Raw genomic sequence first — 13946 nt, forward strand, 5'->3', positions numbered from 1 at the left:
CCGGGCAGCAGTTCTTTTATCTGTTCCCACGCCTCGTCGCTTATATCGTGCCGATGAATGCCTTCATTTTTTTTCATGCTTCCCATTTTACCTCTTTTCTTTTCTTTAGTCCACACTGCCTAGGCGGACGAGAACCTTCCGCGTGAGCGGGGAGGCGGCGCTTCCCCCGCCGCTTGAAACTTCCCCACCTTTTCGCTATAGTGTTCCACACACCGTTCATGCAATGACAAACGCACAGACGAAAACCCCACCCGTCATTCATTCGGCGCGCGGCAGCGTTTTTTTGACCGGATACGGCAGATTGAAGAGTAAGAGGTAGAAATACTATGAGCTTTGATATTTCCAAGATGAGGAATATCGGAATCAGTGCTCACATTGATTCGGGAAAAACGACGCTGTCCGAGCGTATTTTGTTTTACTGCGATAAGATTCACGCGATTCACGAGGTGCGCGGCAAAGACGGCGTGGGCGCGGTTATGGATAATATGGAACTGGAGCGCGAGCGCGGCATTACCATTCAGTCCGCGTCGACGCAGGTCAAATGGAAAGACTGCGTCATCAACGTCATCGATACGCCGGGACACGTCGATTTTACGGTGGAAGTCGAGCGGAGCCTCCGCGTACTGGACGGCGCAATCCTCGTGCTGTGCTCCGTCGGCGGCGTGCAGTCCCAGTCTATCACCGTCGACCGCCAGCTTAAACGTTACCACGTGCCGCGCATTGCGTTCGTGAACAAGTGCGACCGCATCGGCGCGAACCCGTTCAAGGTGCGTATGCAGCTCCGCGAAAAACTCAACCTAAACGCCTATCTGGTGCAGATTCCTATAGGGCTTGAAGACAAACTGGAGGGCATAGTTGACCTGATTTCGATGAAGGCGCTCTATTTCGACGGCGACAACGGCGAAAACGTGCGCGTCGCGGAGATTCCGGCGCACCTCGCTACAGAAGCCAAGAAATACCGCGAGGAACTGGTGGAAGCCGCGTCTATGTTCGACGACGGGCTTATGGAATCGCTGCTCGAAGGCAGCGAGACGGAAGAGCAGGTTATCGCGGCGATTCGGAAGGGGACGCTCGCCGAGCAGTTCGTGCCGGTGTTCCTCGGTTCCGCGTACAAGAACAAAGGCATTCAGCCGATGATAGACGGCGTGCTGCGCTATCTGCCCGACCCGACCGAAGTGAAAAACTTTGCGCTCGACTTGGATAAAAACGAAGAGCAGGTCGAGCTTGTCTGCAACGAAGGCAAGCCCTGCGTCGCGCTCGGCTTCAAGCTGGAAGACGGGCAGTACGGGCAGCTCACTTATGTGCGCATTTATCAGGGTGCGCTCAAAAAAGGCGAAGAGCTATACAACACGCGCGCGCGGAAAAAGTTCAAAATCGGGCGGCTCGTCCGCATGAACAGCGCGAATATGGAAGATATCGGCGAAGGCGTACCCGGAGATATAGTCGCGCTGTTCGGCGTGGACTGCGCGTCGGGCGACACGTTTTGCGGCGGCAAGCTGAACTACGCGATGAGCAGCATGTTCGTGCCGGAGCCGGTCATCTCGCTCGCCATAGACGCGAAGGATAAAAAGTCTTCCGACCAACTGGCGAAGGCGCTCAACCGTTTCACGAAAGAAGACCCGACGTTTCAGACCTATGTCGACCCCGAATCAAACCAGACTATCATCAAGGGTATGGGCGAACTGCACCTTGAGGTATATATCGAGCGCATGAAGCGCGAGTACAAGTGCGAAGTTGAGACCGGGCAGCCGCAGGTGGCGTACCGCGAATCGATTACGCAGCAGGCGAACTTTAACTATACGCACAAAAAACAGACCGGCGGCTCCGGGCAGTACGGACGGGTCGCGGGCTTTATGGAGCCGCTTGAAGGCAAGGACTACGAATTCGTCGACGCCATAAAAGGCGCCTCGATTCCGAACGAGTTTATCCCGTCCTGCGACAAGGGCTTCAAGCAAGCACTGGCGAAAGGCAGTCTTATCGGTTTCCCGATTGTCGGCGTAAAATGCACCATAAACGACGGACAGTCGCACCCGGTGGATTCGTCAGACATTGCGTTCCAGCTTGCGGCTATCGGCGCGTTCCGCGAGGCGTATGCCAAAGCGAAGCCGGTCATCCTCGAACCGGTTATGAAGGTGTCCGTCGAGGGACCGACGGAGTTTCAGGGCAATATTTTTGCCGTCATCAACCAGCGGCGCGGAATCATCTCGGCGTCCGCCGAGGAAGGCAGCTTTTCGCGCGTCGACGCGGAAGTACCGTTGAGCGAAATGTTCGGCTTTTCGACGGTGCTCCGCTCCCTCACGCAAGGCAAGGCGGAATTCTCTATGGAGTTCCTCAAGTACGCGAAGGTGACGAACAGCATTTCCGAGGAACTGATTGCGGCGTATCAGGAAAAACGCCGCGCGGAACAGAGATAATGGAGGGGAAAATGGCTCACCGTGAATTGTTCGACCGGAGCCCTATCCGGCTGTTTGACCAGATAAGCGGCGGCGGCTTGCACGCCGGGGAACTGGGACTGATTGCTTCCCGCAAAGGGCTGGGCAAGACTTCCGTACTGGTGCAGTTCGGCATAGACGCGCTGCTCAAAAACGACGGCGTTGTGCACGTTTCGTTTGACCAACGCTCGGAAAACGTCATGACGTGGTACGCAGACGTGTTCTCCGAAATCGCAAAGAAAAAGAACGCCGCCTTTCCGGAGAATATGCTTGCCGAGCTGGTGCGGAAGCGCGTCATCCTGAATTTCAGTCAGGATGACGCGGCGCTCTCGCGGGTCGCAGCGACTATCGCCGCGCTCATTGGGAGCGGTGTCGGCACCCGCACGGTGCTTATCGACGACCTCGATTTTGCGAAGGTGTCGGCGGACGAACTGCAAAAGCTCTCTGACTTTGCAAAGCAGCGCACTATTTCAGTCTGGATAAGCACTGCCACGGATGACACGGCGCTTTCCCGGATTCTTGCCACCGATTTGTTGCCGTTTATCGACATTGTGGCGTTGCTCGAATCTAAGCCGGATGCGCTTGTGTTTGAACTGCTCAAGGTGCACGGCGATGCCAAACCGTCCGCGACGCTCAAGCTGGATTCCAAAACACTGCTCATAATCGAATACAAATAGGCTTGAACGGGGACACGTCGATAGCGTTCGGCGCTAGCCGAATGTCCGACTTTCTTGAAAAAACTCAGTATAGGGAGTGGACTTACGTAAAGGCGGGTGAAAAGCATAGAGGTTGGTGCCCGCATAGACAGGGTGTTTTCGTTCACTCATACAAAAGGCAGCGTTCGGCATACAGGACTTTGCCTCCTGCTTTTCGCCGAACGCGGCATGAGCAGCAAAGCCGCATATGAAAAAGGGCAATTCATGAATGATTCCGACCGAAAGCTCTCCTGGTGCACACGGAGCGTCAAAAACCTGCTCGAAACGAAGGTGCTGACCGTCACGGAAAAATGCTGCGTCTCGCCGGAAGGCGGCGAGGGTGCTTACATCGTGCTGAACGCGCCCGATATTGTGATTGCGGTGCCGGTGCTGCTCCTGCCCGATCCGCATTTCGTGCTGGTAAGGCAGTGGCGGCACGGCTCTAAATCCGTGAGTGCCGAGTTTCCCGGCGGTGTCCTCGACGCGGGTGAAGCACCGGAGAACGGAGCGCGGCGGGAACTGCGGGAAGAGACTGGCTATGCGGCGGGGAAGCTTGCCGCGCTGGGGAGTTTCAGCCCCAACCCCGCACTGATGAACAACCGCATACACGTTTTCCTTGCCGAAGAACTCGCCGATACCGGTGCCCGCTGCCCGGACAGCGACGAATTTCTCTCCGTCGCCGTAGAGCCGGTCAGCGCGGTGTGCACCCGACTCGGCTCCCCCGAATATTCCCACGCACTCATGATAGCCGCGGCATTCCTCTACCTGCGAGCGGCAAAGCCATACGCAGACTTCCCGCAAATTTTTGGGTTTTGATCGTAAGGTTTTGCTCAAAAACTTACGATTATGACTTAAAGTCGTCTTAGGTAGTGTGGACTGGAAGGTAGAGGAATAAACACCTGACATGAATAGCGGCGATGAAGGAAGCGGTGAGCTTTGCGTAGCGCGTAGCGATTCCGCGCCGGCGCTTGAGGGCACGGAAGACGTTTTCAATGACGTGCCGTGCCCGATACAGTTCATGGTTATACGCTCGTTGCTCTTTTCGGCTTTTAACCGGAGGGATGACTGCTGTTATATCCGCTTCCTTAAGCATATCGAGCAGCTCGTTCGTGTCATACGCCTTGTCCGCAAGGAACGCTTCCGCCTCCAAATCCTCCATAAGGAGAGGCGCTTGGCTACAGTCCGCGACAGTACCGCTTGTCACAATGCCGCCTGCCGGCGTCCCGTACCCGTCGACTACCAAGTGCAATTTGCTGTTCAGCCCCCTTTTGTGCGGCTAATATCCTGAGTGCCGCCTTGTGCCCCGCACGCGTCCGCGTGTGCCTTGATATACGTCGAATCTATCATACGGATATCCCCGACAGGCTCGCCTATTGCGGTATCCGCTAGCGTTCTCCATATTCCCTTATCCCGCCAGCGGCAAAACCGCTTGTGTATGCTGTTCCAGTTCCCGAATTCTGGCGGTATATCCCTCCACGGAGCGCCTGTGCGCGTCTGCCACGCTACCGCGTTGATAAACAAACGGTTGTCTTTCGCTACTCCCCCGCGTTTTCCTGCCTGTCCGGGCAGCAGGTCTTTTATCCGTTCCCACGCCTCGTCGCTTATATCGTGCCGGTGAATGCCTTCATTTTCTTTCATGCTTCCCATTTTACCTCTTTCCCTTTATCCAGTCCACACTACCTAGTCCAGCAGTTCCGGCCGGCACCGGGGAAAATGATTTTTTTCGTTGGTTTGTTTGTACTCAATGTTTCCTGTTGTAGAATCGGCTTTTACAATATACTCGTTGGTGATATTACCAATTTTTCCGGCGACATTAATGCCGGGACTGTCCACAATTGTAATATTTCGTATACTCTCTAAAAACGGATACGTTATATTAATACGTATAACTATGTTTTGCCATTTATCCTTTTTTCATTAATATAGCGCCGTATACGTTCTTTAAAATCATCCGGTGAAAGATTATAAATATTATCATCTTTTACACCATAAATTAAATCCTTGACCTCACTTTCCCTGATCTGTCCCTTTGACTTAATAAGGATTTCATTGTTGATTGCAGTTACCAGAATTGATCGGTAATCGTCTTTTATAGCGGCATGTTCTTTCAGAAATTGCTGAACCTGTTCTTGCCCTGATTTAGATAATTTTCTACCATCTGCGTATTCCGCTTCCAGAATAATCGCTGTGCCATAATTGATTTCTATCAAAGCACTGGTACACTGTTTCACATCCATAGGTAAGATTTCTGCGCCAAGAAAGGCGTTGATAAAGGTTGATTTGCCGTTTTTTGCTTCGCCCGCAACCAAAAGAAAAAAATTTGCCTTCTCTTATATTGGCTGCCCTTTGTTTAAGAGTTTCGATTTTAGTATTATCCCCGTACTGCTTTTTAAACGGACGATAATCGTCAAATATTCGTAAAACCTCGACCTTGCGTTCTTTGTAAGCATCTATCATAATGATACTCTTTCTTGGTCAAATTGACCGTTTCTATCTTTGCCCCCTATGTTTAATCCGGTTGCATAGATAATCATACCACTCAAACCGTTTCTTAAAGGTTATTAAATCAGTCGGTTGAATTATTGTCAATAAAAGGACCCTTCTTATATATTCACTCATACACCTCCTTCTCCGTCTCATTCTCGATCATCTGCACCAACTCTGTCGGCTACAACTCCTTTATCATATGCCCTGCCTTAAAACCTAACGCAAGATTCCCGTATTTGGGTAGTAGTGAACTTAATATATACGCCATCTGTCTCCCAACGTTTTTTTACCGTATTGCGCCCAAAATCAGGTTTTGCCTATATACGGCACATAAGCTTTACAGTTTTACCCCTATGCTACCGAATTTGCGCGAAGCAAACTCGGTCGTTCGACTGTACGCCGAATGTGCGTTACGGCACATGAATGAGTTCCCGTGCCGTTCGACGGTCCCACAATGCCGTGCGCTTCCATTTCTTCCACGAGGCGGGCGGCGCGGTTGTAGCCGATTTTGAGCTACCGCTGAATGTACGAGACGGACGCTTTTCCTCGCTATAGGCGCTGAATAACGCGTCAAGCACGCCGCAGATTTCTCTGCCCGCACGCGGTTTGATTTAGCGCGAGGGCAGTGCGTAGACTTGATCCCTGTGCATAAACCTGCTATGATTTTCCGGTATTCTTATGCCGACATGGTGGAATGGCAGACACGATAGACTCAAAATCTATTGCGCGCGAGCGTGTGAGAGTTCAAGTCTCTCTGTCGGCAGGAATTTTTATACGAAGCTGCTCCCGATAAGAGCGTTTTGTGCAATGCGATAAAAATGCCCCGCGGCAAGCTACACTGTGGGGCATTTTTATGTAAGATATATGTTTGAAAAACACCTGCGCACACGGCGTTTGTGTGCGGTTTTATACTGGCGCATTTCAAATGCGCTTTTCTCTGCCAGTGCTCTTTTAGCGCCTATACTGTTTTACTACACAGAGCCGTTCCCAAGACTGAAAAACAATGCACTCGGGCAAGGGGGATTTGAACCCCCGACCTCTTGGTCCCGAACCAAGCGCGCTACCCCTGCGCTATTGCCCGCTATCAGGAAAAACGATATCGCCCTTTCCGCAGTTGGGCAATTACGGGAGCGGCGGGGCTCGAACCCGTGATCTCCGGCGTGACAGGCCAGCGCGATAACCAGCTTCGCTACGCCCCCGTTACTACATATGGATTTAGCGTTTTATATGTTCACCATAAGGCGCTAAAATAAGGTAGATATTGTTACTATAGTTTATTCCGTTTTATTTGTCAAGCGTGTGTTCGGGTACCATTTCGGGTACCACTGCCCGCGTCTTTTCAGCGTAGAGTGTTTGTATGGCAAAAGCCGCAAACGGCGTGTAAATCAAGCATAAAGTAATTAGCCAAAGATTAGCCTGCGTACACGGCGGTGAAAAAAGGCGTTTTTTGCAGTCTGCGGGGAAGTCGCCGGGGCATAAAAAAACCGCCGCGCTGTGTTGCCGCGGCGGGTGTAAGCATGTCGTAAAAAGCCATTAGCGCATGGAAAATGTAGTGTAGCGTAGTCAAAACCCTAGTGATTTGACTACATGACTACACCGCAGACGTACTGCCTGTCGTGTCTCCGGCAGGTCGGCAGCGTCCGGGCTTACCAACCAAAAGGTAAGTAAGGTAAGTTTTTCCCTAGAGGTTTCTTTACTTACTTACCGACCGACTTACCGGCATTGTGCCTTCCATACGCGCATAGAGGGCATTTGCAGCGTCCGTTTGCGCTGGGTGGTGGTTTATATCGACCGAGCGTTTGTAAACGCCGCTTATGGCATCCTGCGCCCTGTTTTAGGCGGCAAAACGGCTATTCTGTGCCGTACACCACCTGCGCCGAGCCGTAGTCAGTCGCAAGGAAATACCCCGCCGGTGCTGCTACCTTCACCGTGACCAAGCCGTGCTTTGTTATGCCGCTCACCGCAAGCACGTAGTATTTGGTGTTTGGGTAGCCTTCTACGTGGTAGTAGGGGCTTCCGTAGTCGTCGTAGTAGAGGGCGTCCGACAGCGCACCTTTCTGAATGCCGGTGCCGCCGGTATCTATGAGCGTAATGTCCTCCGCCGTCAAGCCGTCAAGCGAAATGGGCATAAGCGCTTTAGAGTAAGGCGTTAATATAGAGAACTGTAGCTTCAGAGCCTTCGTCGCTATCCACCCCGCTATTCCGCCCGCTTCAACACCCGTGAGCCGTACCGCTACCTTCAGCGCGTTCACATGCACTATCGCCTTCCCCGCCGGGAGGCTGCTGTATTCGACGGGTAGCCACTTATACCCTGCCGGTGCTGCTACCTCCACCCCCACCGCGCCCGAACCGCCAATGCCGCTTACCGCAAGCGCATAGTATTGGGCAGCGTCGTCGAGAACCGACAGCTCGCCTTTCTGAATGCCGGTGCCGCCGGTATCTATGAGCGTAATGTCCGCCGCCGTCAAGCCTGCAACGGGTTTGTCGAACGAGAGCACTAGCCTCGTCGTGGGCGTCCACCCGCTCGCACGCACGCTGAAAGATACCCATACCGCCGTGTCATCGGGATTGTCTTTTACTATCGTGTCCCCCGCCCCGCCGCTTACCGCCTCCCGTGCTTTTTGCAGCAGGTCGCAACCGCCGATAGCAAGAGCAAACGCCAGCGCGAAACCCGCCGCCCATTTTACAGTCTTTCTCACCTGAACCTCCGTACCATAGAAATCTTGTGTGGGGCGTTTTGATTACTGTGCAGGATGCGCTGCTTCAATATATGGCAGCCATCCTTGATTGAAAATCCAGTCGTTTTTTTCTAGATTAGACATAAAGTCACGCCACTCGCCTTCGTTTTTTATGGCGAACTCGACAGTTCTGCTTGGGCTGTAGAAATAAACAGTTACTTTGTTTTCATTTCTAACTACGGCTTGAACTTTTGTCGTCTTAATCATTCCATTTGACCCGACTTTTACCATAGTTGTAGCGCAGCCAGCACACAAGAATAGCGCTAAAAGCGCGTTCAATGCTTTTTTCACGATTACTCCGTGTGAGCCGAAACCCGCCGCCCAATTTACAGTCTTTCTCATCTGAAACCTCCGATAAAAATTTGCATGAGGGCGCTTGCGTCCGCAAGGTTAATGCCCTCTAAACGGTTACTATAGTTTATTGCGTTTTACTCGTCAATGGTATAGTTCGTTGCGCTTTGCTTGCCAGCGGGTTCGGTGTCGTTCTTGCCCGCCCGTGCGCTGCGGACATTCGCCGCCCTGCCTGCCTGTCCTCCACGCGGGCTGTGTTCATAAGCACCCACGCGGGCTGTCTGCATATGCTGCCACGCGTGCTGTTATCCAGCCGTGCTGTACGGGTGTACGGTATACGCCAGCCGTACCGTTTTTTGCCGTGTACAGTCGTTTTTTGGAGTTTTGGAGTTTTTAGACCCTGATTTGTATTATTTTTCCTATATCGCGTATAGAGAAAATAAGTCATTTTAGCCTTTGAAAACTCCAAAACTCCAAAAGTAACTCCGTTTAAGCGGCGGGATTTTCCGTTTTGCCCAGCTTTAAGCCTTCAAAAACCGGCAAGTGTCCATATTCGCTTTTGGCATATCCGCCGTCTTGCAAGGCTTTGAAAAACGCCTGTTTGCCTGTCGGCTTCATAACTCCGCCGTCCCTGCTCCATTGCACAAATGCGGCGTAAAGCTCTTTACCGGACACACGCTCGCCGTCCGCTTTCGCGCAGCACTCATTCACAAACTCAAGCGCGATATTCTGGCTTTCTGTGTACGCCTTGCTCTCGCGGTCAACGGCACGGCACGGCGGGAAGCGCGGCAGGTTCGCCTCGTCCGCCTGATACCACGCTTTCGCCTCTTGAATAAGCCGGTGCAAAACCTGCGGGGCTTCGGCGGCAAGCCGCGCTTCAAGTCCGTAGTCCGGCGTTTCAACATGAGCGTTGAACGGGCCGCAGCGCACGCGGCGGTCAACCGCCTTGCCTGTTTCGTTCAGCCGTAACTGGGTATTGCTTGAATAAATCAGCTTTGCCACCGGTCGGTACATAAAAGCGTTTTGGTGCTTCGCCTCTATTTTTACCTCGTCCCCGCCGGTTAATGCTTTTATGAACGGCAGGTCAAGGCTTCCGCTGCCTATGTCCTCTCCGATTGCAAGCCGCTTGCCTACAAGACACTCGCCATCAAAACGGCTATCACGGCTTTTGAGTATCAGCGTGTCCGGCACCGCGCCCGCGTAGTCGCCCATAGCCTTTTGTATAAGCCGCACGAGCGTACCCTTTCCGTTCCCGCCGTTTCCGTAAAAGTTCCAAAAGCACTGCTCTTTTGTTTCGCCGGTCAAGCAATATCCGAATAACCGCAATAAGTACAAGGTCAATTCCGCGTCTCCGCAGGCGCACCATACAAGAAACTTGTCGGTCTCCGGCGTTGCGCCCGCTTCCGGTTTGCAGTTCGTGGACTGCGTAAACCTGTCGGCGGGCGTTGCGGGGCGGCTCTTTCCGGTGCGCAAGTCAACGGCAATCCCTGCGCAGTTCAGCATATAGGGCAGTTTGTCGAAATCGGCATGTTTCGCGTTGAGTGTATCGCCCAGCAGGGTTTGAACGGCATTTATGCCTCTCGCCGTGCATAGGTTTCTAACGGTACTCCAGTCGTTCCCGCCGTTCTTGAGCGCGGGCAAAAACCCGTCACGCGCAAAGTCTTTTATGAGCAGACGCACTGTTTCAGTCCCGCGCTCAAACTTGCCTTGCGTTTCATTGTAAACGTGCCAGTCGCCGTCGATGCGCACTACATACGGGTCAAGCGCCGCACTTACAGTATCCGCGGCGTGGGCTTCCGTTCGGGGCGGCGCGTCTATCCGGCTTATTGCGCCCTTCGCTTGCGCAAAAAGCGCGGCGTGTTCCCCGCCGTCCTGCACCGCCTCGCGTGATATTCCCAGCGTGTACGCGGCGTTTCCGCTGTAGGGTGGTGTCCATTCCCCGCTTGCTTTGCGCTGAGCGTGATGCGCTTGTGCCCGCGAATATATGCCGTCCCGCTCGCCTTGCGGCAGTTCCGGCTCGCACCGGATAGCGTTATATGCGGCTTGCGCTTCCGGCGTGTCGTCATGTTTCGCAAGCAGGCGGCACGCGGCTTCGTACAGTCCGGCATTTCGCCCGCCCTCATAGAGCACGGACGGCGGCTTATACCGCGCCGTGCGCGTATCGTCTTGCGGGGCGGCAGGCATGATGCTATCCGCGGCTTTGGCAAGGATTGCGTCAACGCACAAAGGCTCGCCCTTGCCTTCTATGCGCTGTTTGCTTGCCTCTCGGTTTCCGTAGAAAAAACGCGCCCCGTCCTTCGCGCCTTTATCGCAGTATGGGTGAGCGCGTACAAAGGCGTCTTTTAGCCGCGTGTACTCGTCAAGGCTCGTTACCGGGCGGTCAAGATAAAAAACGGCGTGGTAGCGGTCGCAGGGCGGCTCGCTGCCTTTGGGCTTGTCGTGCGATTTTGAAGTAACAAGCTCATAGCGGACACCGGCGAATTCGGCTTGAAACTCGGCAATCGGCTTGCCGCCGTCAACGTCTACCGGCATCACGTTGCTTTGGATAAAGTTTGCGTTCCCGCGTTTGCCGTCCTTGTACTCCGCAAAGACACAATCATACTCAGCGCCTTCAAAATATGAGTCTACGCGTGTTGCATACTCGGTATTGCGCTCGTCGCCTACGCAGTTGGCGCGGTAAATCGTAGGCTTGTCTGTTTCCGCGTTTTGCAGTATGCTTTGGGCATCAATCGCGTTGCCCCGCGCCTGCCAGCCGGGGTATTTTTTTGCAACGCTCATATGCGCCCCCGATACGCGCTATACAAGTCGTCTCGGTCGTTTAGCAATGCCCCGGCTTTTTCCGCCATGCGCTGCATGGCTTCAAGACCTCTTTCGCGTTCGCGCAAAAGCAACTCCGCCCCTGTTGCTCGCCTCTCCTGCTCAAGCGCCCGCGTTTCGGCTTTTAACCGCAATTCGCGCTCAAGAGCCGCCGTCTGCTTGTAAAGCGTGGCAAGGCGCAATTCGGCGGTCAATTCGGTTTCAGTACCTTGTAAGGAGCTTACAAGGTCGTGCTGGTTATTGTTGCCATGCTTTATGCGCTCAAGAATCGCCGTTACCTGCGCACCCGTGAAAAAACGTTCCGCGCCGTTTTTTACGCGCCCAAAGAGAGCGTTTGCGTGATTGTGAACAGTCTTGACGCTGCACCCTATGGCGGCGGCTATTGTCTTTGCTGTCATCATAACGCGCCCCCTTGCGATATAGCGCGTTTTTTGAGCGTCTGTTTGGCGGGGTGGTCATCTATATCGACCTTTGCCTTGCGCGCGCGCGAGGGAGGCACAGTGACGGGTTTTGACTGCTCAAAATCGATTCTATGGTTGCCTTGCAACGCCCCGCGGTACTTGTGAATAGCGCAGTTTACGCAAGTGCACTGATGCACCGGCTCGCCGTTCATGCACCAGCCACAATAACGGCGGATTGCCGCTGTCCTGTCCGCGCCTCTATGAGGCTTTGCCAATCCGAAAAGCTCGCATCTGTCGTCTGCGCATTTACTGCCGTAGCAGTCGGCGCAGCGCCCTTTGATTGCGGCTTTCGCCGTCAACGTTACGTGTAGGGAGTTCACTTTGCGCCTCCCTGCACCGTGCGGGCGCACTGCTCGGAGACGCGGCGTACCTCCCCCGCGTGCAGGGTAAGCGTTATGCCTACCTCGCCATAATCGGGCGCGGCTTCTAAAAGTCGGGCGATTGCTTCACTGGCAGCGGCGTTTGCCGCTTTGCGCTGGGTATCATTCATGTTTGACCACCTTCAAACGTCGTGTTTGACTTTTGAATAAGGTCGTCTATGAACGCTTTGCCGATTAAAGGGTACTTTCCCACACGGACGGCGGGGATTTTCCCGTGCTTTATCCACTGGCACACACACGCCTTTGAAACATGCATGAGCTCAGCGACTTCGCGGAGTTGAAAAAACTGCCGCTCTGTTTCGGGGCGGTTATTTTTCATGCCTGCCTCCCGAAAAACTTTTTATGCTTTTTGGCATAAAAAACAAAAAAAACAGTTGACACACAATAAAAAGTGTTGTATGTTATACATAACAAGGTTCGAGAGTTCCCCGTGTAGGGGGAGAGAAGCCGACAAAAAGGCGATTTTTGGCGGCAATGCCGAGAAAGAGACATAAAAACTCCTTTGCGCATGTGGTGCGCTCGTACTCTGTCCGCAGCCGTAATACCCGTGTCGTCTAAAACAAGGGGTATGCGGCTGTATTTTTTTTACATGAATTGAGTATACGCAATAAAGAAACTCTTGTCAAGACGATTAAAAAAACGCTATCTATTCAGCGCAACAAAAGTTTCGGGGTGCTCGCGGTATCGCTTGCGCCTGCGGCGGCGTGGTTATTTCGCTGTTATGCTTTGCAAAAGCGCGGGGTTTTTGGCTACATAGTCTAACACGTCCGCCATAACGCCCGTGTAGCCCTTGCCTAAAGCCTTATACAGTTCCAAACATTCCGGCATGATGCGGATTGTTACCGCCGGTTTGATTTGCCTGTTTCGCTGCCTTAATTCCCTTGCCTTTGCCGCAAATTCCTTAAGCGCTGCCGGTGTCGATGCCGGGCAGTCGGCGGTGTATGTTATCGGCTGTCTTGCCGCTGCCCTAATTCGTTTTAGCTGCTCTTTAGTCGGCTTTTGCCCACTGCTTATTGTTAGCGTTGTCATGCCCATAGTAGCTCCTTTTTTCCGCTCTGTTTGCGGTTCGTGCCGATATGATGCGCGTATTCTCCCCGCGCTCCGTGTAGACTACAAATAAAACTTTCCCCGCCATGCCTAGCGTTTGCCATCGTGCCTCGCCGGTGGTGTTGCCCTCGCTGTCGTCTGCCCTCTCTATTCTCATAGGGTCGCTAAACACTAGCGCCGCATCTTCAAAAAGCACTTTATGCTCTCTAAAGTTCAAGGCTTCTTTTTCCGTGTCAAATTCTATTTGCCTTGTCATGCTTAACTGTAACACTTTTTATTGTGTTTGTCTATACCGGTGCAACGCATATAAAATATCATGCTATAAGCCGGAACTTTGCGCGGACTGCTTCATAATCCATAGCCTGCGCCGCATGCGTGTAGTGGTCTGTCATGGCAATATCGCTGTGCCCTGCCAGCGTCTGCACGGTTAAATCGTCCACGCCTGCAAGCCGCGCAAGCGATATAAACGAGTGCCGCAGGCTATGCGGCGTTATGTTGCGCCGTTTCTGCGCCTCTACCGATAATCCGGTATCCGCAAGCGCCGCCCATAACCCTTTTACGAAAAAGTTTTTAGACACCGGCTCGCCGTCATTAAACA

At 53.1% G+C, this 13946-nt stretch carries 16 protein-coding genes, 3 tRNA genes and 1 pseudogene; 4 read left to right on the top strand and 16 right to left on the bottom strand.

Annotated elements, in window-relative coordinates:
* Positions 1 to 326 precede the first annotated feature (326 nt).
* The 3 genes from fusA (at position 327) to AWU74_RS01945 (ending at position 3943) form a co-directional block, all read left to right on the top strand.
* A complete protein-coding gene (gene fusA / locus AWU74_RS01935) occupies positions 327 to 2414 on the top strand; it encodes an elongation factor G (protein ID WP_062327050.1) in 2088 nt (695 codons plus the stop codon).
* Between the two features lie 11 nt (positions 2415 to 2425).
* Entirely contained in the window at positions 2426 to 3109 is a 684-nt protein-coding gene (locus AWU74_RS01940) for an ATPase domain-containing protein (protein ID WP_162504667.1), read from the top strand.
* A gap of 96 nt (positions 3110 to 3205) precedes the next feature.
* Positions 3206 to 3943, top strand: coding sequence for an NUDIX hydrolase (locus tag AWU74_RS01945; protein ID WP_238580124.1), 738 nt, complete (start codon positions 3206 to 3208; stop codon positions 3941 to 3943).
* 46 nt (positions 3944 to 3989) lie between these two features.
* Here the strand turns inward: AWU74_RS01945 and AWU74_RS01950 are convergent.
* The 3 genes and pseudogenes from AWU74_RS01950 to AWU74_RS13725 form a co-directional block, all read right to left on the bottom strand.
* Positions 3990 to 4765, bottom strand: a protein-coding gene (locus AWU74_RS01950; protein ID WP_162504668.1) for an IS5 family transposase whose coding sequence is annotated in 2 segments (ribosomal slippage) — positions 3990 to 4387 and positions 4387 to 4765 — 777 coding nt in all. Because the reading frame shifts where the segments join, the coding sequence is not laid out codon by codon here.
* Between the two features lie 251 nt (positions 4766 to 5016).
* On the bottom strand, positions 5017 to 5436 hold the full coding sequence (locus AWU74_RS01955; RefSeq protein WP_162504669.1) for a dynamin family protein: 420 nt from the start codon (positions 5434 to 5436) through the stop codon (positions 5017 to 5019).
* 529 nt (positions 5437 to 5965) lie between these two features.
* Positions 5966 to 6160: pseudogene (locus AWU74_RS13725) on the bottom strand (DNA translocase FtsK); the annotation flags it as partial.
* Positions 6161 to 6294: 134 nt separating this feature from the next.
* Here AWU74_RS13725 and AWU74_RS01960 point away from each other — a divergent pair.
* Positions 6295 to 6377 (top strand) — tRNA-Leu (locus tag AWU74_RS01960).
* 246 nt (positions 6378 to 6623) lie between these two features.
* On the opposite strand, the gene AWU74_RS01965 is transcribed toward AWU74_RS01960, so the two are convergent.
* From AWU74_RS01965 to AWU74_RS02010, 13 genes are all read right to left on the bottom strand, one after another.
* Positions 6624 to 6695, bottom strand: a tRNA-Pro gene (locus AWU74_RS01965).
* 44 nt (positions 6696 to 6739) lie between these two features.
* A tRNA-Asp gene (locus AWU74_RS01970) sits at positions 6740 to 6813 on the bottom strand.
* 651 nt (positions 6814 to 7464) lie between these two features.
* The gene (locus tag AWU74_RS01975) at positions 7465 to 8313 is read right to left on the bottom strand and encodes a hypothetical protein (RefSeq protein ID WP_062327054.1); all 849 of its coding nucleotides are present in this window, start codon (positions 8311 to 8313) and stop codon (positions 7465 to 7467) included.
* 42 nt (positions 8314 to 8355) lie between these two features.
* A complete protein-coding gene (locus AWU74_RS01980; protein ID WP_059369976.1) occupies positions 8356 to 8643 on the bottom strand; it encodes a hypothetical protein in 288 nt (95 codons plus the stop codon).
* 137 nt (positions 8644 to 8780) lie between these two features.
* Positions 8781 to 8930 carry a hypothetical protein gene (locus tag AWU74_RS11405; protein WP_187150790.1) on the bottom strand — a complete coding sequence of 50 codons (150 nt, stop codon included), beginning with the start codon at positions 8928 to 8930 and terminating at the stop codon, positions 8781 to 8783.
* A gap of 202 nt (positions 8931 to 9132) precedes the next feature.
* On the bottom strand, positions 9133 to 11421 hold the full coding sequence (locus tag AWU74_RS01985) for a phage/plasmid primase, P4 family (RefSeq protein WP_062327056.1): 2289 nt from the start codon (positions 11419 to 11421) through the stop codon (positions 9133 to 9135).
* Complete coding sequence (locus AWU74_RS01990) at positions 11418 to 11861, bottom strand: hypothetical protein (RefSeq protein WP_062327057.1); 444 nt, start codon at positions 11859 to 11861, stop codon at positions 11418 to 11420. Before AWU74_RS01990 ends, AWU74_RS01985 begins: the two co-directional genes overlap by 4 nt.
* Positions 11858 to 12241 carry a hypothetical protein gene (locus tag AWU74_RS01995; protein WP_162504670.1) on the bottom strand — a complete coding sequence of 128 codons (384 nt, stop codon included), beginning with the start codon at positions 12239 to 12241 and terminating at the stop codon, positions 11858 to 11860. Before AWU74_RS01995 ends, AWU74_RS01990 begins: the two co-directional genes overlap by 4 nt.
* The gene (locus tag AWU74_RS11410; protein WP_187150791.1) at positions 12238 to 12411 is read right to left on the bottom strand and encodes a hypothetical protein; all 174 of its coding nucleotides are present in this window, start codon (positions 12409 to 12411) and stop codon (positions 12238 to 12240) included. Before AWU74_RS11410 ends, AWU74_RS01995 begins: the two co-directional genes overlap by 4 nt.
* Positions 12408 to 12620: an excisionase family DNA-binding protein gene (locus AWU74_RS02000; RefSeq protein WP_062327060.1), complete on the bottom strand. Its 213-nt coding sequence runs from the start codon at positions 12618 to 12620 to the stop codon at positions 12408 to 12410. Before AWU74_RS02000 ends, AWU74_RS11410 begins: the two co-directional genes overlap by 4 nt.
* A 389-nt stretch (positions 12621 to 13009) precedes the next feature.
* On the bottom strand, positions 13010 to 13330 hold the full coding sequence (locus AWU74_RS09940; protein ID WP_162504671.1) for a BrnA antitoxin family protein: 321 nt from the start codon (positions 13328 to 13330) through the stop codon (positions 13010 to 13012).
* Positions 13290 to 13604: a BrnT family toxin gene (locus AWU74_RS02005; protein ID WP_059370151.1), complete on the bottom strand. Its 315-nt coding sequence runs from the start codon at positions 13602 to 13604 to the stop codon at positions 13290 to 13292. The genes AWU74_RS09940 and AWU74_RS02005 overlap by 41 nt, the downstream gene beginning before the upstream one ends.
* Before the next feature lie 58 nt (positions 13605 to 13662).
* Positions 13663 to 13946, bottom strand: a 284-nt coding sequence (locus tag AWU74_RS02010; protein WP_238580126.1) for a tyrosine-type recombinase/integrase, incomplete at its 5' end; no start/stop codon positions are given.

It is taken from the genome of Treponema endosymbiont of Eucomonympha sp. (assembly GCF_001028545.1).

Excerpts from the sequence above, each read along its gene's own strand:
- AWU74_RS02000 (WP_062327060.1), bottom strand. The coding sequence starts at position 12,620 with ATGAAAAATAACCGCCCCGAAACAGAGCGGCAGTTTTTTCAACTCCGC.
- AWU74_RS02005 (WP_059370151.1), bottom strand. The coding sequence starts at position 13,604 with ATGACAAGGCAAATAGAATTTGACACGGAAAAAGAAGCCTTGAACTTT.
- fusA (WP_062327050.1), top strand. The coding sequence starts at position 327 with ATGAGCTTTGATATTTCCAAGATGAGGAATATCGGAATCAGTGCTCAC.
- AWU74_RS01985 (WP_062327056.1), bottom strand. The coding sequence starts at position 11,421 with ATGAGCGTTGCAAAAAAATACCCCGGCTGGCAGGCGCGGGGCAACGCG.
- AWU74_RS01990 (WP_062327057.1), bottom strand. The coding sequence starts at position 11,861 with ATGATGACAGCAAAGACAATAGCCGCCGCCATAGGGTGCAGCGTCAAG.
- AWU74_RS11410 (WP_187150791.1), bottom strand. The coding sequence starts at position 12,411 with ATGAATGATACCCAGCGCAAAGCGGCAAACGCCGCTGCCAGTGAAGCA.
- AWU74_RS11405 (WP_187150790.1), bottom strand. The coding sequence starts at position 8,930 with ATGCAGACAGCCCGCGTGGGTGCTTATGAACACAGCCCGCGTGGAGGA.
- AWU74_RS09940 (WP_162504671.1), bottom strand. The coding sequence starts at position 13,330 with ATGACAACGCTAACAATAAGCAGTGGGCAAAAGCCGACTAAAGAGCAG.
- AWU74_RS01940 (WP_162504667.1), top strand. The coding sequence starts at position 2,426 with ATGGCTCACCGTGAATTGTTCGACCGGAGCCCTATCCGGCTGTTTGAC.